Raw genomic sequence first — 19067 nt, forward strand, 5'->3', positions numbered from 1 at the left:
GAGAAAGAATGTTTGATCGAGTTATCAGTTGTGAGTTGTCAGTTGCGAGTGTCTGCGCGCGCTATTCGTAGCGCAGGGCCTCGGCGGGGAGGATGCTCGCTGCGGAGTGCGAGGGATAGAGGGTGGCGAGGAGTGCGGTGATGAGCGAGAGGGCGGCGACCATGAGGGCGTCAACGATGCGGGGGGCGAAGGGAAGGTAGTCGATGGAGTAGACGCTGGCGTCGAGCTGGATGAAGCGGTAGTGGGAGCCGACGAGGGATGCGGCGTAGCCGACGACAAGGCCGAGCGTGGTGCCGATCGACGAGATGAGCAGGCCTTGGGCGAGGAAGATGCGGCGGATCTGCGAGGCGTCGACGCCGAAGCTCATCATGACGGCGATGTCGCGGGTTTTTTCCATGACCATCATGGTGAGGGCGATGAGGATGTTGAGCGCGGCGACGACGACGATGAGAGCGAGCACGATGAAGGTGACGACCTGCTCCAGCTTGAGGGCGCGGAAGAGCTCGCGGTTCTGCTCCATCCAGTTGGTGGCCTGGAAGCCGGGGCCGGCGGCTTGCTCGAGGGCGTGGCCCACTTCGGCGGCCTGGTAGAGGTCGTCGAGGCGGAAGGAGATGACGCTGATGACGTCGGGCTCGGAGAAGAGGTGCTGGGCGTCGGCCATGCGCATGAAGGCGTAGCTGGAGTCGTACTGGTAGAAGCCGGAGTTGAAGATGCCGGCGACGCGGAAGTGCTCGTAGCGGGGGATGAGGCCGAGGGGCGTGAGCTCGCCTTGCGGGGAGGTGACGAGGAGGGAGTCGCCGACTTCTGCGCCGAGGGTGGTGGCTAGGTCCTGGCCGATGACGATGGGCTTTGAGAGCGAGGGGCCGAGGGCCAAGGGTCCAGGGCCAAGGGCCAAGGGTCCAGAAGGCGTCTTCGGACAATCGACGATCGCTGCACCGGGCGTAGGAACGCATGAGGACGAGCTTTGCGGTTCGAGTTCGGTATAGGAGCCTTGCTTCGTGGACTGGAGGAGATTGCCGATCTTGAGCTCGTCGTCTGGGAGGATGCCTTTGATGAGGGCTCCGCCGGAGCGTGGACCTCTGGAGATGAGGACCTGGCCGTAGAGGCCGGGAGCGGCGGCTACGACGTGGGGCTCGTGGGAGAGACGGTCGAGCAGAGGACGCCAGTTCTCGATGCCGTCGCCGGCGGTCTTCATCAGGAGGACGTGGGCGGTGGAGCCGACGAGGCGGTCCTGGAGGTCGCGGCGCATGCCGTTGGTGATGGCGAGCGCGATGATCAGCGAGGCGACGCCCGCGGCCACACCGATGACCGAGATCACGGTGATGAGTCCGACAACTGCCTGGCGGCGACGCGCGCGAAGGTAGCGCGCCGCGATAAAGAGCTCAAAGCGCATGCAGGTTCCAGCATACTTGCGGTTTCGAACGTGGCGATTCTAGTTCGTCGTGCCGTCGCCTGCGGGGGCGGCCTTCTTTGCCGGGACCTGCACTAGCACGCCCATGGTGTCGGTCTCGATCTTCAATGTCTGCTCGGCGTCGCCGTAGGTTTGCAGGGTCTTATCCTCGAGGTGAAAGGCCGGGGTGACGCCCTTTGCGTTCTGGACCTCGACCTGGCGGATATCTTTCGCGCCATTGACGGTGAGAGCGTAGGTGTCTTCGGGGACGTAGGGGAAGTGGAACTGCTGGTCGTCGGGGCGTACGTCGACGGAGGCGAGCTCCTCGCGGTCGTCCTGATGCAGCAGCTTCACGTGTCCCGAATTCACGGTGTGGCCATCGGGGGCGAGGAGCGAACCAGTGACGGGGTGGAGTTTGCTGAGCGGTACGGTGAGGTTGGCGTCGGTGATCTCCTGCCCGGCGTTGGCGTCGATGATGATGGCCTCGCGTTTGCGCAGGACGCTGCCGGAGTAGATGGGCAGCGAGAACCAGGTGCGAGTCATCGACATCTGGATGGATCCTTTGCCGTCGGGCGAGGGCATCGTTGTGCTGGTGTGGTCGTTCAAGGAGAGATTGGCGACGACGATGTACTTGCCTGGCGGCAGGGCGTCGATGCGAAAGCGTCCCTGATCATCGGTTGGAGGAGTGTAGAAGCCGCTCTGGAACTCCTTCTTGTACTCTCCCTTCTCATCGGCCAGAAGCAGTCCGACATGGAGGCCGATGGCGGGCGAGCCGTCGTCGTACAGGACGGTGCCAGCGACGGCGGCCCCGCGTTGGAGCACGGCATCGGCCTGCGTGGTGGCATGCGCTGCCACGCGGACCTCCTGCAGCTCACGCTGCATCCGCTGTTGCACGTCGGGCGATGGCTTGCTGAGCTGAGCCCGAGAGTAGGAAGTCAGGGGCGTGATGTACCCGGAGTAGTCGACGCGCAGGTAATAGTCGCCGGGCGCGACGTTGTGCAGCGTGTAGCTACCGCTCATGTCGGTTTCGACGGGAGGCACCTGCTCGCCCTGCGCGAAGGTGTCGGCGAAGTCTCTTGCTTGTCCTTCTGTGAGCGCGGTGGGAACCACGGGGACGAGCCTGACGCTGGCGACCCGGGCGGGCCGCTGCGTGTCGGAACAGGTGATGTGGCCTGAGACCGTGCCGTAGTCCTCGGGAGCGGCGGAGTGAGCGGCCGAGGCCTGCGCCTCGGCAGAGCTGGCAGAAGACGAAGCGGCGCACATCGAAACGGCGAGCAGAACGGCGGCGGCAGAACGCATGATTCCGGCTCCTGGAACGAGAGTTGGGACAGCGGTGCGGCAGAGGTGATGCGCATTCGACGTAGAGGCAGGGCCGCTGTGAGCGGGGCCTAGTTGGTTAGGACGGCGCGGTAGCGGACCTTGTTCTTCTTGACGGCTTCGATGGCCTTGTTGGCGTCTTTCATGGCGAACTTCTGGGTCATGGCGGTGATGTTGTGGCGCGCGGCTACGTCGAGCATCTCGGCGAGGTCGTGGGGGCTGCCGGTGTTGCTTCCGGCGAGGCCGCGGTCTTTGCCTAGCAGGCTGGAGGCGGAGATCTGGATTGGAGAAGGCGGGCCGCCGAGAAGCACCAGCGTGCCGCGGGGGCGGAGCGCGTTGATGTAGGACTGGAAGTCCTGGTCGGCGTTGACGGTGGAGAGGATGAGGTCGAAGGAGCTCTCCAGCTTCTTGAGGCCCTTGCTGTCGCGGGTGTGGACGAAGTGGTGCGCGCCTAGCGCGAGGGCCTCGGCTTCCTTTTCCCTGGATGCGGAGAAGGCGGTGACGTCGCAGCCGAAGACCTTCGCGAACTGCAGGCCGAGGTGGCCAAGACCGCCGATGCCGATGACGCCGACACGGCTCGAGGGGCGGGCGTTGAAGTTCTTGAGCGGCGAGTAGACGGTGATGCCGGCGCACATGAGCGGGGCGACGCCCTCGCTGGGCAGGGCTTCGGGAATGGGGATGGCGAACTTCGCCTGCACGCGGACGGAGGCGGCGTAGCCACCATTGCGGCCGACGCAGGTGGGCTGGGCCTTGGGGCAGAGCTGCTCCTGACCCTGGCGGCACCACTCGCACTCGCCGCAGGAGCCGGCCTGCCAGCCGACGGCGACGCGCTGGCCGGGCTGGAGAGACGTGACGTCGCTACCTACGGCTGTGACCGTGCCGACGATCTCATGTCCAGGGATGAAGGGGTATTTGGAGATCTGCCAATCGTTATTGATGAGGTGGATGTCGGAGTGGCAGACGCCGCAGTGGGAGATCTTGATCTCCACGTCGCGGGGCGCGAGGTCGTCGACGGTGTACTTGAAGGGCAGCAGCTGCGCCCCGGCGGCGTGAACGGCAAGGCCATGAATCTCTGACGTCACGAAGGAAGGCCCCCTCGCGCAGCGGCTCAAGGACGGGACAGCGGCGCGGTGAAATGAGAGTACACCAGAAGATTTCTTCTTCGGGCTTGCATGATGCGGTGTGGGTGACGATAATTGTGCCGCGCCTCTGGTCGGGTCAGTCCCCCACCGGCTGAAACCCTTGATAGGAGGCGCGATTTGAAACGCAATGGGCTGCCGGCACCCCCCGGCGGCCCTTTGTGTTGCACATCTTCCGCAGCATAAGCCGAAGTTAAACCGCGAATCCGACGCGTCGTCTAACCTAGTTGCGTTAGAGGCAAAGAGGGTAGGCGTATGTCGATGAGGATAAGTCGGGGCTGGCGGTGGTCGGCGGCATGGGTTGGAATTCTATTGCTGGGAGCTGCCGCGGTGGCCCAGAGCACGTCGCCGAGCTCGGGTACGGGCCAGCAGAAGCCCGCTTCCCAGACACCGGCGCCGCAGGCTCCAACCGGGACTTCTGACGATGCTGGGCCGGATACCGATACCGGAACGATTGTCCTGCCGAAGAAGAAGGAAGAGGACACGCCTCCTCCTGCGCCTGCCGAGGAGAAGGTGACGAACCCCAACCACGAGGTTTTCTCGCTGCGGGTAGATGTGCCGGTGGTGAACCTCGACGTGAGCGTGCTGCTGGACAAGAACCATCAGTTCGTTCCGGGGCTGAAGCAGGCGAACTTCCTGGTGACCGAGGACGGCGTAGAGCAGCAGGTGCAGACGCTGCGGCTGTCGAAGACGCCGATCACAGCGGTGATGCTGCTGGAGTTTGCGGCCAACTCGTGGGCACTGATTCAGGACATGCAGAATACGTCGGCGGCGTTCTTCCGGACGCTGCAGCCGGAGGATTACATCGCCGTCGCCACCTATGACATGCGGACGCATATCCTGTGCGACTTCACCAATGAGCGCGACGTGGTGCGGCAGGCGCTGCAGAGCATGGTGATTCCGACGTTCAGCGAGACGAACGAGTTCGATGCGCTGTACGAGACGCTGGACCGGCTGACGCGCGTGGAGGGACGGAAGTACATCATCCTGGTATCGAGCGGGCGGGACACGTTCTCGCGCATTACCTGGGATCAGATGATGGCGAAGATCAAGGCCACTCCGAATGTGACCATCTTTACCGTGAGCACTGGCGGGTTGATCCGTGAGCTATCCAGCGGCATGGGGCCGCGGCATATGGATTATCTGCAGGGCGACAACGAGATGAAGACGATGGCCGCGATGACGGGCGGGATGCACTTCGCGCCGATCTTTCAGGGGGAGCTGCCGGATATCTTCGGGCAGATCAACCAGTCGATTCGCAACCAGTATGTGCTGACGTACCGGCCTACGAATGCCGCCAACGATGGAAGCTATCGCAAGGTGAAGGTGTACCTGGTGGACAACGAAGGCAAGCCGATGAAGATGGCTGACGAGAAGGGCAAGCCGCTGAAGTACTCGATCATCGCGAGGGATGGGTACAAGGCGAAGCTGCCGGTGGAATGAGGCAGAACAGCAGAGAAGCTAAATAGCGGAACAGCGGAATAGAGGAATAGCGAGTGGAAGAAACGAAAGGGACCAGCCACAGCTGGTCCCTTTCTTCGCCGTGGGCGCAAGTTAAACGCCGGCACCGCTCAAGCTATTCAGCTATTCGCTATTCCGCTTGCCTCCGCTTTTAGAGCACGGGCGGGACGTATTCGTTGCGGCCGTGAATGGGGCCGAGTGCGATCACGATGAAGCCGAGGAGGAGGACGGCGCTCTCGACTCGTGTGGAGAGAACGTGGAGTTTCTGGAAGTCGTCGTAGGCGGGTACGCCGGGGCTGGACTTGGTGACGTCGCCGCCGAGGGCGTTGCGGTCGGTGTCCATGCGGGGAATGATCGACATCTGCGAGTAGAGGGTGAGGGTGAGCATGATGGCCGCGAGGATGACCTCGGCGACGCGGAGGGGGTGGCCGTCGCGGCGGGTGCCGAGGATGGCGAGCGTGGCGGCGAGGTAGACCAGGCCGGCTCCGACGCCGATGCGATGGAGCATCAGCAGCGAGCCCAGGACCATCTGGCCGGCAAGGAACTGCGTGGGCATGGTCTTGAAGGCGATGGCGGCGACGACAATAAAGAAAACCAGGCCCCCCACCCATACAGCGAGTGAGTAGGCCCGGGCGATGCGAAGAACAGTGAGCATCAAGCGGCTCCGGTGGGGTTCGAGGGGCCGGATGATGCATCCGACGCAGCTGGGTTTCCGGAGCGGTTGAGGGCGCGGCGCAGGACTTTCTCCAGCGCGGCCTTATGCTCCAGGTATTCCTCCTCTGTGATGCGCTTCTGGAGGCGCTCGGTTTCCAGGGCGAAGAGCTCTTCCTTCATGGCGGCGAGGGTCTGCTGATCGGCCGAGACGGGTGCGGCGGGGCGGTAGGCCTGGGTGGTGGAGGCGTAGACCGGGTTTGCCACTGTGGGGTCGAGGGGAGCTGTTCCGTGCGCGATGGGTGCGCTACCCGGCTTGCGCAGCATGAAGCCTGCGCCGATTGCCAGCAACAGAACGAAGCCAGCGAGGATGAACCACTTGTACTTGCCCCAGGGATCGCGGTTGCCGTCAGGGTCGAGGGGGTTGCCGAGGCCTCCGCCGGGGCGAGTGTCGGCGGTGGCGGATTGGGTGTCGCCTGCGCCCATGGGGGCAGAGGCGTCGGCGGGAGCTCCGCCGCCGGGCGTGCCGGCTGCGGGCGTGGGGCCTTGCTGCTGCAGGGCTCCGGTGCCGGAGATGGAGAAGCTGAGGGTGGTGTCGGCAGCGACCTGGGAGGCGGTCCAGGTCTGGGAGTTGCCGTTGTCCGCGCTCGGAGGCTGCGAGGTGAAGTTGGCGCCGCGGCCCGCTTTGAAGGTGATGCTGGGGGGCAGGAGGACGGCGAGCGTCGCTACGGCGCGGGGAAGGTGCAGGGGAATCTCCGCCTTGCCCTTGTAGGGAAGGTCATAGAAGATGCCGAACTGCGTCTCGCCGGGGCGGATGGGGAAGATGAAGGCGTAGTGGCCGGCATCGCCCACCGGGGTGGCCGTGGCAGGCACGGGGAGCTGGTCGCGCATGGCGACGGCGCGCATGATGTGGGCCGTGGGCGGGATGTAGAAGTCGAAGCCCTTGGGGCCGAACTGGGTCCTGGCCGGCTGCGACTGATTCGTGACCTGGATGACTTCGACGACCTGCAGCTTGTCGGCGGTGGCCTCGATGTGGAGCTCCTGCACGGTGGTGGAGACTCCATCGACCTGGACGGCGGCGTCGTAGACGTCGACGGTGACGTCGTGGGTGGTGGGCTGGAGCGGGGCGAAGTAGCTGGCCTTGTCGTGGGTGACGCGGATCATGTGCATCCCGTCTTCGGTCACGTTGACGGAGAAGTGGCCATGGGCGTCGGTGGTGGTCGAGCTGACCTCCTCCATGCCGGTGGTGAGCTTCAGCAGCGTGACGGCGTCGCCCGCGGAGGGTTTGCCCACCGTGCGATTGGTCACGGTGCCCGTCACGATTCCGGTGGCGTGGGCCAGGAAGGGGAGGGCAAGAAGGAAGGCGAGAAGTCTCAGCGAGTGGGTGATGCGTCCGGGTCCGTGCACGAAACAAGGATACGGCAAGGAATGGCGCGGCAGCCGGTGATGTGGAGCACAGAGTTGCGTGGCGTCAGCTGCGGGCGTCGTTAGCTGCGGGCGCCGAGGAAGTCCATTTCGTCGACGACGGCGGCGGCTTCGCTCTCGAGCGAGCTGCGCTGGGCTTCGAAGTCGGCTTCGGGATATTTGCCGGCCTTGTACTCGAAGTTGAGGTCGCGGAGGTTCTCGTAGATCGCTTCCTTGCGCTCACGGAGGTAGTCCAGGCGAGATTTCTCCACTTGCGGCCCGGTAAGGGGCTGCGGCCAGAAGATGTAGGCGAAGCAGACGGCTACCAGAATCAGCGGCGGAAGAATGACGGAGAGATCCATGTGAGGTGAAGCCTTTCCCGGCGGGGCGGACTCACTGTGCCCAACCTGCGTCCAATCTATATTGTAGGTGCGCCGGTCGGGATGGGCCTGTGACCGGGCGCACGAACTTTCTTTGGGCACGCGGCCCGCATCAATAAAGGACAACGTGAGCTTGAGACTGGGTGGGGTGGTTCGGCTGGGTGTGCGGTTGTGTGCCGCAGGGATGGCCGTGGTTTTCGGCATGGGTGCGACGACGGCGAAAGCACAGCAGGCAGTGCCTCCGCACACAGCTGCGCTGAATCTCGATCCGCAGGTGCGGCTGGGGTATGCACGCTTCTACGAGATGGACTTCGATGGGGCGCAGCGGATCTTCGAGCAAGTGGCGCAGGCGCACCCGAACGACCCGATTGCGTACGACTACCTGCTTCTGACGCATGTGTTCCGCGGGCTGTACCAGCAGGATTTGCTGGATACGACCTACTACGCGCATGACAGTTTTCTGTCGACGAAGCGGCAGGTGGAGATTCCCAATAACGAACGCAAGGCGATTGAGGACCTCACAGCGAAGGTGACCTCGCTGAGCGATGCGGCGCTGAAGGTCAATCCCAACGACAAGGACGCGTTGTTTGCGCGCGGCTATGCGAGGGGACTGCACGCCTCGTTTATTACGCTGGCGGACCATGCCTTCTCGGCTGCAGCGCGGCAGGGCTATGCCGCGCGCAATGACAGCGAGGCAGTGTTGAAGCTCGACCCGCAGTATGCGGACGCGAAGATGGCGGTGGGCATTCAGCAGTTTGCGGTGGCGAGCCTGCCGGGCTGGGTGCGGATGATCGTGGGCATCATGGGCGTGGGGGGATCGAAGCAGAAGGGCATTGCGCTGCTGAAGGATGCGGCGGCGCATGGTGTGGTGACGAGCGTGGAGTCGCGTACGGCGCTGTCGCTGTTTCTGCGGCATGATGGGCGGTATCCGGAGGCGCTGGAGGTGGAGCGCGGGCTCGCGGCGCAGTATCCGCACGACTATCTGTTTCGGCTCGAGGTTGCGAACCTGCTGAAGGATGAGGGGCATGGGGTTGAGGCGATTGCGGAGTACAAGAAGGTGCTGGAGGATGCGGGGAAGCCGGGATACTTCGTGGATGCGCGGTTGCAGCTGGCGTGGTTCGGCATGGCTGACACGATGCGTGGGTATAACGATCTGAAGGGCGCGCAGGAGGGGTATCTCAAGGTCGTGCAGCAGGCGAACTGCAGCGACTGGCTGCGTAAGCGGGCGTGGCTGTACGAGGGCCAGGTGAGCGATCTGCTGCATGATCGGGCGACGGCAATGCATGCGTATCAGCAGGCCGCGGCGCCGGGTGGCGATCAGTCGCAGGGGGACGCAGCGCGGAAGTATATGAAGAGTCCGTACGTGGGTAAGTGATAGCAGAGAAGCAGAGAAGCAGAACAGCAGAACAGCAGAGGAGCAGAACAGCAGAGGAGCAGAACAGCAGAACAGCAGAACAGCTAAATAGCTAAGTAGCTGAATAGCTGAATGGAGACAGTGGAAGAGCTGGCGCTGCGCAAGCAGGGAACAAACGTTGCATTAAGCGCGTATGAATACATGTTGGTTAAGGAGCGGATATGACCTGCAATGTATGTGGAAAGACAAATGACACGGGGGCTCGTTTCTGCAGCCAGTGTGGTGCAACGATGAATAACCAAGCTAACTACCAGGGTGTTGTGCCGCCGGTGCAGACGCAGCTTTTCCGTCCCCGCGTGGGACGCGCGATCGCGGGAGTGTGCGCGGGGTTTGCGCTGCGCTATGGCTGGGACGTAACGCTGGTGCGGATCGCGCTAGTGGCCCTGGTGGTGCTGGGATGCGGCTCGCCGATCCTGGCGTACTTTATCGCGTGGATCGTGATGCCGAACGAGCAGTATGCTCTGCCGCCGTACACGCCGTACACTCAGAATGTCGCGCCGCCGCCACCTCCTCCTGCGGCGCCCTACTCCGGTGAGACAGGACCTTCTGCTTCGTGAACGAACGTACGGCTGACAGCACTATTGATTTGGGGCCACGGCCCTTTGCTTACAACGGTCCACGCCTGGAGGTCTCGGGCGTGGATCTTGCTTCGTTGGCTGACGAGTACGGCACGCCGTTGTATGTGTACTCGGCGGACAATGTGCGCTCGCGTGTGGCATTGCTGCAGCACGCGTTTGACGATGTGCCGCACACGCTTTGCTATGCGGTGAAGGCGAACAGCTCGCTGGCGCTGCTGAAGATGCTTGGCGGGATCGGTTGCGGGTTCGACATTGTTTCCGGTGGCGAACTGGAGCGGGTGCGGCGGGCTGCGCCTGAGGCGCTGGGCCGCGTGGTGTTCTCAGGCGTGGGCAAGCTGGCTTGGGAGATCGACGCAGCGCTGGACGCTGGCATCCTGATGTTCAACGTGGAGAGCGAGGCCGAGCTGGAACTGCTGGCCGCACGGGCTCAGGTGTTGGGCAAGACGGCGCGGATGGCATTGCGGGTGAATCCTGATGTGTTTGCGGAGACGCATCCGTACATCTCGACGGGCATGCGGGAGCACAAGTTTGGTATCGCGATCGACCGGGCGCGGGCGATCTATGCGCATGCGGCAACGCTGCCGGGGCTGGAGCCTACGGGTGTGAGCGTGCACATTGGATCGCAGATTCGCGATGTGGCTCCGTTTGCGGAGTCGGTGGCGCGGGTGCGGCAGCTGATTGAGGAGTTGCGGGCGGATGGGCTGAACATTCGCTACCTCGACGCGGGTGGTGGGTTTGGGATTGAGTACGGCCGTGCCGAGTTCGATCCTGCGGAGCGCGTGACGGCTTACGCTGCGGCGATCAAGGATGTGATTGCGGGGCTGAATGTGCACCTGCTGCTGGAGCCGGGACGGTTCGTCATCGCGCAGGCTGGGGCGCTGGTGACGCGGGTGATTGCGGTGAAGCAGAACGGGGCGAAGCGGTTTGTGATCACCGATGCAGCGATGAATGACCTGATTCGGCCTGCGCTGTACCAGGCGCACCATGAGATTGTTCCGGTGGAGCTTCGCGGACGGAGCGAGACGACGGCGGATATTGTCGGGCCGGTGTGCGAGTCGGGGGACTTTTTTGCAAGGGATCGTTCGATGGAAGAGGTCGAGGCGGGTGACCTTGTGGCTCTGCTGGATGCGGGCGCGTATGGGATGAGTTTGAGCTCGAACTACAACACGCGCGGGCGGGCTGCGGAGGTGTTGGTCGAGGGTGGGGAAGCGCGGTTGATCCGGCGGCGGGAGACTGTTGAGGATATGCTGGCGGGCGAGATTCTCTGAATGGCTTGACTCATGTGGGGCCGCAGACTATACCTGAGCGGCAGAGACGGAGGTTTCCATGGCACTCGACCCGCATGCTCGCTTGAGGGCTCTCGAATCTGCTCCATTGGACACGTGGATCGCGTTGTCTGACGATGAGTCTCGCATCCTCGCGACGGGCACCCTCCAAGAGGTATCCGATCAGGTTGATGCGTTGGACGAGCCTGCTGTGATCCTGAAGACGCCGCCGTTTTGGGGTCCTTTGGCGCTTTGACGGGCCGTGTCACGATCCCTTATCGCGAGATTCCGGACGGACAAGATGGCATTACCTATGTCGTGTCCGAAAGGGTCTAGCTCTCCGCAATCGGCAGGTCGGTACGAGCCAGCAAGACTTTCGAGGCTGTATTGGATTCGGGAGCGAGCAGGTGCGTATTTCATGCCGCGTACGCGGTGCAGCTGGGCTTGAAGTTGCGATCCGGAACGCGAGTGATCTCTGTTGGTATCGGCGGCCCGCAGGAGATGTGGCTTCATGAGGTTGCGCTGTATGTTCGCGGCGGCCCGGTGAAGATTCTCGCGGCATTTCAAGAGAACCTTCCAGTCGCCGGGCTTCTCGGGATGCAAGGCTACTTCGAACACTTCACGGTCACGTTCGACGCTGCGGCACGCGAATGCCGGATCGAGCGGATCTACCGCGTTTGATGGCGAGGTAGTTTAGGAGTTTGGCAACCTCGGCGTAGCCGTGGAGTTATCGCATGGCTGTCGATGCTCGCGAGTTTCGATGGTCAGCCTATGTGTCGCGCTTTCAGCGCTCGCTTGGGATGGTGGACGTTACCCAGGGCTTCGCCCTGGGCTGGTATGTCGTTGGGCCTTTGGCCCTCAAATTTGCGGCCGCGCTGTCGGTGTGCGGCGGCGCTGCCATAGGCGTCTGCCCGCGAGCCAGGTCGTGACGGCCAGAAACCCTGCGGCGGTCAATGCGAAGAGAGCCGCGCCCAGAAGAAACGGGAGTCCCGGGCCTCCACATGGACCGAGACCAGCGTGATCCGCGGCGGTCCCGCAGCCGACCATGAGGGCCGCGCAAACGCCGGCGATCGTGGCTGCACGCTTGATCGTCATACCAGTCATGCTGTCAGGCTCTCGCAGCGAACGCAACCCAAAAGCGACCTAAGGGCATCGAGGCATCGCGCGTCGCCCACACCCCTGCGTGCTAGAATTTTCTCGGTGTAAGGCTCTGATGTTGGGCGTACTTGGCCCTTTCCAGAGCGGCTGGCGATGCTGGCGCACTGACAAATTCGGATTCAGATCCGCACTGGAGTTGTAGCAATGTCCGGCCATTCCAAATGGGCAACCATCAAGCATAAGAAGGGCGCGCTCGACGCCAAGCGTGGCAAGATCTTCACGCGACTGATCAAGGAAATCACCGTGGCAGCGAAGTTTGGCGGCGGCGATCCGGACGGCAATCCGCGCCTGCGCACCGCCATTGCGGCGGCCAAGGCGGAGAATATGCCTGCGGACAACATCAAGCGCGCTATCCAGAAGGGTACGGGCGAGCTTGAGGGTGCGAACTACGAAGAGATCCAGTTCGAGGGCTACGGGCCGGGCGGTGTTGCGGTGATCGTGCAGTGTCTTTCGGACAACCGCAATCGGGCTGTCAGCGAGGTTCGGCATGCGTTTTCGAAGCACGGCGGCAACCTGGGCGAGACCGGGTCGGTGGGCTATATGTTCGCGAAGAAGGGCTTGCTGGTCGTCGAGAAGGATGCGGCGAGCGAGGACAAGCTGACGGAGATCGTGCTCGAAGCCGGCGCTGAGGATCTTTCGGCGGAAGGCGATTACTGGGAGATCACGACGGCACCGGCGGACTTCAACGCGGTGAACGAGGCGTTGAAGGCGGCGAAGATCGAGACGCTGTCGGCCGAGATCACGATGGTGGCTTCGACCTACACCAAACTTGAGGGCACGGCCGCGGCGCAGATGCAGCGGCTGCTGGATGCGCTCGAAGACCTGGATGACACGCAGAATGTGTACTCCAACTTCGAGATGGATGAAGAGCCGGTAACGGCGTAAATACAGATTCTAGATGCGAGATTCGAGATGCGAAGGCCGCCCTCGGGGCGGCTTTCGACTGTGAGGAGGCAAATTGCGCAAGGGCTGGCTGGCTGGGTTGTTGGGTGGAGTGATGATGGCGGGAGCCGCGGCGCAGGCGCAGGCTCCGACAGCGGTGACGGCGGTAGGCGCCGAGGCCAACCGGACTCCGTGGGTGGTCGGGGGGCTGTTCCAGGGCGGGGTTGGGCTGACCGAGGACCGGAACAGTTTCCAGTTCTACATGGCGGGCGCGCATATCGGGAAGGTGCTGACGTCGGAGATTGGGACGGGCCACCTGAAAGGCAACTTCGAGTATGGGATTGAGCTGTTTCCGTACTGGCAGTCGAATACGCCGAAGTTCCAACGTGCGGCATGCTACCCGACCCAGGTGACGGGCACGACGTTTTATGCTCCCGGCAATGCGTATTGCACGCCGCTCTACACGGTGGGTGGGACGTATCACGGAGCGTCGATTACGCCGATTATCCTGCGGTGGAACTTCACGCACGGTCAGCGGTTCATGCCGTGGGTGCAGGGTGCGGGCGGTCTGCTGTACACGACGCACAAATATCCGGCGTTCGGTTCGCCGGTGTTGAACCTGAATAACGATGGGCCGAACACCGACACGAGCGTGTGGAATTTCACACCGCAGTTCGGCGTGGGCGCGCACTATTTTCTTAAGCCGCATCGCTCGCTGGACTTCTCCGCGAATGCCGTGCACATCTCGTCGGCGAGCCTGGGGGATAAGAACCCCGGTGTGAATGCGAGTGTGCAATTTTCGGCGGGATATAGCTGGTGGAAGTGAAGCAGCAGAACAGCAGAAGAGCTAAATAGCTGAACAGCAGATCCCCTTCGGGGATGACAACAAGAAAGGCGACTGCGGGCCAGGTACCAGCACGAAGAAGCAATCATGCCAGAGCGACAGATTATTGAGTGCGTACCGAATTTCTCCGAGGGGCGGGATCGGGGGAAGGTTGAGTCCATCGTCCGTGCCATGCGCGTGGACGGGGTGGAGCTGCTGGACTTCTCGCTGGATGGGGACCACAACCGCTCCGTGGTGACCATTGCGGGGGCTCCGGAGGCTGTGGTCGAGGCCGCCGTGCGGGGAGCAGGCAAGGCTGCGGAGCTGATCGATCTGCGTGGGCAGAGCGGAGAGCATCCGCGCATCGGTGCGGCGGATGTGATCCCGTTCGTCCCGGTGGCCAACATCTCGCTGGTGCAGTGCGCGATGTTGGCGCACCAGGCGGGGATGGCGCTGTGGAAGCGGTTCAAGGTTCCCTCGTACTTTTATGAGGCGGCGGCGACGCGTCCCGACCGAGTTAACCTGGAAGATGTGCGGCGCGGGCAGTTTGAGGGCCTGGTTCGGGATGCGGCGAAGGATGCAATGCGTCGGCCGGATGTGGGCGGTCCGGAGCCGCATGCGAGCGCGGGAGCGAGCGCCATCGGGGCGCGCAAGTTCCTGATTGCATACAACATTTACCTGACGACGCAGTCTTCAGGGCCGGACGTGGGGCAGGCGCGCGGGATTGCCAAGGAGATCCGGGCGTCCGGCGGCGGGCTTTACGGGGTAAAGGCGATGGGAGTGCTGGCTAATGGCCGCGCCCAGGTGAGCATGAACATCACCGACTTCCAGCGCACGCCGATGTCGCGGCTGTATGCGACGGTCCGGGAGATTGCGGAGAAGCATGGCGCGACGCTGGCCGAGGGAGAACTGATCGGCCTGATTCCCGAGCAGGCATATGAACCGAACGCGGAATGGGTACGTCAAACACACCAGTTCGACCCGGAAGAGAAGGTGCTGGAGCGCAGGCTGGATCACCCGCTGGCGTGGCCGTAGGGCGCACCGTGGCGGGATCTCTGACGGAACGCGGACGACAAAATTTGATACAGCATTAGGGGCCGCCGCGGCGGATTGGCGTAGAGTGAACTCGAAGCCGGTCGTGCAGCTGCAGGGCGGCAGGAGCATACGAAAGATGGCGATGAGCATGATGAAGTGGGCAACAACGATGGCGCTGGCGGCTGGACTGGCGACACCTTTTGCGCTGCAAGCAGCGCAGCTGAGCGGCGATGCACGGTCGTCGATCCCGAAGGACGTGCAGCAGATCATCGTGGTGGACTACCGAGCGATGCAGAACTCGCCGGCGGCGATGCAGCTGAAGGATCGGGTGCTGCCTCCTGAGCTGAAGCGGCTGGAGACGGCGCTAAAGACGAGCGGGCTGAAGGTGGACCAGGACGCGGACACGCTGGCGTTCGCGGCCTTCCGTACGGGGGGCTCCTCCTCGAGTTCTTCCTCGAACAACGCGCACATTCTTGGTGTGGCGCAGGGGCAGTTCCAGACTGCCTCGGTGATGGGCTACTTCACCAAGAACAAGATCAAGCCGGTCGTCCTCCGCAATAACCAGATCTACCCGATGGGCAGCAGTGGGATGAGCGTTTCGTTCCTGAACCAGACGACGATGGTCTTTGGTGACAAGGATGCGGTGAAGGCGGCGCTTGACGCCCGCGACGGGCTGGCTCCGAACTTCCTGCAGAACAGCCAGATGATGAACGAGATGACCATGGTGGACTCGCGCGCCGTGTGGAGCCTGCTGGACCAGAAGGGTACGGAGACCATGATGAAGAGCGTCATGGGCTCGGCCTCGCAGCTGGCGGACTACAACACGGTGCAGGCGGCGTTCCGCAGCTCGCGCTACACGATGGAGTTTTCCAACGGCGTGAAGTTCGACATGACCGTGGTGCTGAGCGACTCGATGACGGCGGCGACGGCAGCGACGGTGATGAAGGGCGTGATGATCCTGAAGAAGAGCTCGGGCTCGCCGCTGGAGAAGAGTGCGCTGGACGAGACCCGGGTGGATTCGGCGGGCAGCGACCTGAACGTGGGCTATTCGTCGTCGGATGGCCAGTTTGCGAGCCTGTTGACCTCGCCATTGTTCCAGCAGGTCGTCAAGTAAGCTTTCGTCCAAATAGAAAGCTCATGCAGTACTAAAGGCGGCCATCTGGCCGCCTTTAGATACTTTAGTAATGTGTGCCGTCTGAGCGATTGCTTGCGCGTTCTAGGCTGAGCGGCCTGTCTTACTGAGGACGCCAAGAGTTTTATATACCAGGCCAAAGCTTCCGACGGCCACAAATCCGAAGGGGATCACGCGGAGTAACGCGCTGACGATCTGGCTGCCGTGCGCGCGGAGAGTGGCGTCGAGCGAGGCCAGAAGGGCGTCGACGGCGGGGAGTTTCCCGAGCACGAAGAGAGCGACAGCGATGGAGAGGCCGGAGTAGAAGAGGCCACTGCGTACGGTGCGGCGTTGCCGCGGAAGATCTGGGTCGAGCGGGATGGCGTTCAGCATGGACAAGCTCTCCTCAGGCCGTTTGGTTCACCTTTGGTTTTATCGGTCGCACCTGCTCGGAGACATTCCACGTTGGTGTTACAGCGGCCGCAGGCGCAACCGAAGGTGATACAGGCATCGGCGGGGCGATAGGTCGAGGACAGCGGGTCGCCAGCAAGTCACGGGTTGAGGTGACCCTCGTTACTTGCCGGAGTAGATGGCTCGGTAGAGTTCGCGGTTGCGGACGATGGCCTGCACGTATTCGCGGGTCTGGGTGTAGGGAATGGATTCGACCCACTCGGGCATGTCGCGGTAGTCGTTCTGGGCGACCCAGGCTTTTACTGGAGTGTCGCCGGCGTTGTAGGAGGCCAGGGCGTATTCGACGTGGCCATCCCAGCGGCCGATGGCCTGGTGCAGGTAGATGGTGCCGAGCTTGAGGTTCTCGGTGGGGTCGAGGAGCTGGCTGGCGGCGAACTTGCGCTCTCCGTTGCGCTTGGCGATCTGCTTGCCGGTGGAGGGAAGCAACTGCATGAGGCCGTAGGCGTTGGCGTAGCTGATGACGCCGGCGTTGAACTCGGATTCCTGGCGGATGAGGGCGGCCACGAGGTAGGGATCGAGGTCGTTGGCCTGGGCGTCGGCGCTCAGGGCGCCCCAGTAGGGTTCAGGGAAGGCGAGCCTCCAGTAGGCGAGCGGGATGCCGCTGACCGGTACGGAGAGGAAAGGGATTCCGCTGCGCTTCATGGCCTGGAGGGCGCGGGTGGTTTCGCCGAAGCTCTGGTAGATTTCGGCCTCGGCGAGCGCTCCCCACTCCTTGCCGGTGGGGCTAAGCATGATTTCGGGGCGGATGTAGTCGTTGAGGCCGGCGTTGGCGAGGAGGCGCGCCTTGATGAGATGGACGTCGTTTTCCGGCAGGGAATCGACGAGGTCGAAGGCATCCGGCGGATGAAGTGAGGCGAGTGCTGCGGCGGGTGCGACGGCGGGTTGCTGGCCGAGCATGGCGATGCGCTGCCGCGCGAGCATGCCGTAGTAGGTGTTGACGAAGCTCGCGTCGAGGGCCCGGTAGTAGTTCAGGGCTTGGGCGGGGTTGTGTTCCTCTTCCTCGTAGAGACGGCCGCGCCAGTAGATGGCCCCAGGGACTTCGGCGCCGCCCTGGTAGCGGGTGATCTGCTCGTCCATCAGGCGCGCTGCTTCGGCGTTGCGGTGCAGACGGTAGTACATCCACGCGGCCTTCCAGTGGGCGTTGGGGGCGTAGGTGCTGCGCGGGAAGTGCTCAACGAGGGAGGCGTAGTCGTCGGCGGCCTGGAGGGTATCGCGGCGCACGAGGTGGTTGTTGCCGGCGGAGTAGAGGGCTTCCTCGGTCCAACGGCTCTGCGGATAGCGGTCGACGAGCTGGCGGACGAGGTCGTCCTGCTCGGCGGCGTTGCCTTCATTCCGTGCCAGTTCCGACTGTAAGTAGACGCGCAGGGCGGCGGTGTCGTCGTTGGTCACGGGAAGGTTGCTGACGTCGTGGCGGCTGAGGCGCTTGAGGCGAAGGTCGCAGACGGCAGCGTAGATTTCGAGGGCGTCTTTGTCGGCCTGGTTGAGGCCAGAGCTGGAGTGCTCGAGGGCGTGGTACTCGTTGGCGGCCTCGCCGTATTGCTTGGCGTTGAAGAGGGCGTCGGCGTGCTCTTTGCGCTCGACCGGGGTGAGCGGGATGTTCATGACGTCGAGCTGCTGACGGGCGGCGGCGGCTTCGCCGGAGACGGGAGCTCCGAGGAAGATGCCGCGATAGAAGCCGGCGGCCTTGGCGAAGTTGCCCGTGGCCTGGTAGGCCTTGGCGAGGGTCATGCGGAGATCGAGGTTGGTGGGCGGCTGGGCCGGTGTGGCCTCGAACGAGGGTGCGGTATTGAGCTTGGCCTCCAGCGGAGCGAGCACGCGAAGGGCGTTCTGGGGATCGTTGGCGACGAGGTAGGCCTTGGCGAGCAGGACGGGCGCGCTGGGGACGAAGAGGCTGCCGGGGTGGCGGTCGGCGAAGTGCTCCAGGAGCGGCGCGGCTTCGGCGGGGCGGCTGGCGTTCACGGCGGCCTGAGCGGCGAGGTAGTCGGCGTAGTCGGCCAGTACGCCGTTGCCGGCGCCGGCCGCGCGGTAGGCGGTCTCGGCCTCGGGGTAGCGGTGGTCCATGGCGTAGGCGTGGCCGAGAGCGATCTGGGCTGCCGAGCCGGCGTCGCCGCTGTGCGAACGGGCGTAAGCCTCGACGCCTGCGTAGGCGGCGGCGCTGCGGGTGGAGGCTAGCTGCTGAGCCATGGGCCGGAGTGTGGACGAGGCGGCGAACGCGGCGTGGAGGCGGCGGCTCTCGGGGGTCTCGGGCACGGCACGGGCGGCGTGGCTGTGGATCTTTCCTGCGGCTGCCCCGCGGGAGGTGCTCTTTGCGCGGCTGGCGGAGTTTTTCCCATGGCCGGCGGGGCTTTTCGCCTTGCTGTGCGCGGCGGAGGCCTGGCTCGAGTTTGCGTTGTGCTTCTTTGGCGCCTGCGCAGCGGCACCGCTGGCCAACGTGGCCATCAGCAGCGCTGCCGTCATTGTGGTCCAACCCCTAGTCAATCTGTCTCCCAACTGAATCCCTCTATTGGACTCTACGACGCTGTTTGGAGTCGCGGCGGCGAAAGGTAGTGTGCGAGGGGTATAGCGATAGGAACCCTCCGGGGCCGTGG

18 protein-coding genes and 1 pseudogene are annotated in these 19067 nt (G+C 63.5%); 11 read left to right on the forward strand and 8 right to left on the reverse strand.

Annotated elements, in window-relative coordinates:
- Window positions 1–61: 61 nt before the first annotated feature.
- The 3 genes from AC5E6W_RS04075 to AC5E6W_RS04085 form a co-directional block, all read right to left on the reverse strand.
- Window positions 62–1393 (reverse strand): FtsX-like permease family protein, encoded by a 1332-nt coding sequence (locus tag AC5E6W_RS04075; protein WP_491750985.1) that lies wholly within the window; start codon window positions 1391–1393, stop codon window positions 62–64.
- 39 nt (window positions 1394–1432) lie between these two features.
- A complete protein-coding gene (locus AC5E6W_RS04080) occupies window positions 1433–2689 on the reverse strand; it encodes a peptidase associated/transthyretin-like domain-containing protein (RefSeq protein ID WP_491750986.1) in 1257 nt (418 codons plus the stop codon).
- Window positions 2690–2778: 89 nt separating this feature from the next.
- Window positions 2779–3789 (reverse strand): NAD(P)-dependent alcohol dehydrogenase, encoded by a 1011-nt coding sequence (locus AC5E6W_RS04085; protein WP_491750987.1) that lies wholly within the window; start codon window positions 3787–3789, stop codon window positions 2779–2781.
- A gap of 387 nt (window positions 3790–4176) precedes the next feature.
- On the opposite strand from AC5E6W_RS04085, the gene AC5E6W_RS04090 reads away from it, so the two are divergent.
- Window positions 4177–5289, forward strand: a complete 1113-nt coding sequence (locus tag AC5E6W_RS04090) for a VWA domain-containing protein (RefSeq protein ID WP_491750988.1) — start codon at window positions 4177–4179, stop codon at window positions 5287–5289.
- A gap of 169 nt (window positions 5290–5458) precedes the next feature.
- Here the strand turns inward: AC5E6W_RS04090 and AC5E6W_RS04095 are convergent, their stop codons facing one another.
- The 3 genes from AC5E6W_RS04095 to AC5E6W_RS04105 all read right to left on the reverse strand — a co-directional run bounded on the left by AC5E6W_RS04095 (window position 5459) and on the right by AC5E6W_RS04105 (window position 7724).
- Window positions 5459–5962: a DUF4149 domain-containing protein gene (locus AC5E6W_RS04095; RefSeq protein WP_491750989.1), complete on the reverse strand. Its 504-nt coding sequence runs from the start codon at window positions 5960–5962 to the stop codon at window positions 5459–5461.
- Window positions 5962–7365 (reverse strand): peptidase associated/transthyretin-like domain-containing protein, encoded by a 1404-nt coding sequence (locus AC5E6W_RS04100; protein WP_491750990.1) that lies wholly within the window; start codon window positions 7363–7365, stop codon window positions 5962–5964. The genes AC5E6W_RS04095 and AC5E6W_RS04100 overlap by 1 nt, the downstream gene beginning before the upstream one ends.
- Window positions 7366–7445: 80 nt before the next feature.
- Window positions 7446–7724 (reverse strand): hypothetical protein, encoded by a 279-nt coding sequence (locus AC5E6W_RS04105; protein ID WP_491750991.1) that lies wholly within the window; start codon window positions 7722–7724, stop codon window positions 7446–7448.
- Window positions 7725–7869: 145 nt separating this feature from the next.
- Between AC5E6W_RS04105 and AC5E6W_RS04110 the strand changes: the two genes are divergently transcribed.
- From AC5E6W_RS04110 to AC5E6W_RS04155, 10 genes and pseudogenes are all read left to right on the forward strand, one after another.
- Window positions 7870–9117 carry a tetratricopeptide repeat protein gene (locus AC5E6W_RS04110; protein WP_491750992.1) on the forward strand — a complete coding sequence of 416 codons (1248 nt, stop codon included), beginning with the start codon at window positions 7870–7872 and terminating at the stop codon, window positions 9115–9117.
- Window positions 9118–9317: 200 nt separating this feature from the next.
- Window positions 9318–9383 (forward strand): annotated as a pseudogene (locus AC5E6W_RS04115) (zinc-ribbon domain-containing protein); the annotation flags it as partial.
- Window positions 9384–9386: 3 nt separating this feature from the next.
- Window positions 9387–9713 (forward strand): PspC domain-containing protein, encoded by a 327-nt coding sequence (locus AC5E6W_RS04120; RefSeq protein ID WP_491751014.1) that lies wholly within the window; start codon window positions 9387–9389, stop codon window positions 9711–9713.
- Window positions 9710–11002: a diaminopimelate decarboxylase gene (lysA, locus tag AC5E6W_RS04125; RefSeq protein ID WP_491750993.1), complete on the forward strand. Its 1293-nt coding sequence runs from the start codon at window positions 9710–9712 to the stop codon at window positions 11000–11002. The genes AC5E6W_RS04120 and lysA overlap by 4 nt, the downstream gene beginning before the upstream one ends.
- A 342-nt stretch (window positions 11003–11344) precedes the next feature.
- Entirely contained in the window at window positions 11345–11680 is a 336-nt protein-coding gene (locus tag AC5E6W_RS04130; protein ID WP_491751015.1) for a retropepsin-like aspartic protease, read from the forward strand.
- Window positions 11681–11733: 53 nt separating this feature from the next.
- Window positions 11734–11928, forward strand: a complete 195-nt coding sequence (locus AC5E6W_RS04135; protein WP_491750994.1) for a hypothetical protein — start codon at window positions 11734–11736, stop codon at window positions 11926–11928.
- 373 nt (window positions 11929–12301) lie between these two features.
- A complete protein-coding gene (locus AC5E6W_RS04140; RefSeq protein WP_491750995.1) occupies window positions 12302–13042 on the forward strand; it encodes a YebC/PmpR family DNA-binding transcriptional regulator in 741 nt (246 codons plus the stop codon).
- A 73-nt stretch (window positions 13043–13115) separates the two neighbouring features.
- Window positions 13116–13865 (forward strand): acyloxyacyl hydrolase, encoded by a 750-nt coding sequence (locus AC5E6W_RS04145; protein ID WP_491750996.1) that lies wholly within the window; start codon window positions 13116–13118, stop codon window positions 13863–13865.
- 105 nt (window positions 13866–13970) lie between these two features.
- Window positions 13971–14897: a glutamate formimidoyltransferase gene (gene ftcD / locus AC5E6W_RS04150; protein WP_491750997.1), complete on the forward strand. Its 927-nt coding sequence runs from the start codon at window positions 13971–13973 to the stop codon at window positions 14895–14897.
- Window positions 14898–15033: 136 nt separating this feature from the next.
- The gene (locus AC5E6W_RS04155; protein WP_491750998.1) at window positions 15034–16011 is read left to right on the forward strand and encodes a hypothetical protein; all 978 of its coding nucleotides are present in this window, start codon (window positions 15034–15036) and stop codon (window positions 16009–16011) included.
- Window positions 16012–16113: 102 nt separating this feature from the next.
- Here the strand turns inward: AC5E6W_RS04155 and AC5E6W_RS04160 are convergent, their stop codons facing one another.
- Both AC5E6W_RS04160 and AC5E6W_RS04165 read right to left on the reverse strand, forming a co-directional pair.
- Window positions 16114–16401 carry a hypothetical protein gene (locus AC5E6W_RS04160; protein WP_491750999.1) on the reverse strand — a complete coding sequence of 96 codons (288 nt, stop codon included), beginning with the start codon at window positions 16399–16401 and terminating at the stop codon, window positions 16114–16116.
- 180 nt (window positions 16402–16581) lie between these two features.
- The gene (locus tag AC5E6W_RS04165; protein WP_491751000.1) at window positions 16582–18936 is read right to left on the reverse strand and encodes a lytic transglycosylase domain-containing protein; all 2355 of its coding nucleotides are present in this window, start codon (window positions 18934–18936) and stop codon (window positions 16582–16584) included.
- Window positions 18937–19067: the final 131 nt, after the last annotated feature.

The organism is Bryocella sp., assembly GCF_058498515.1.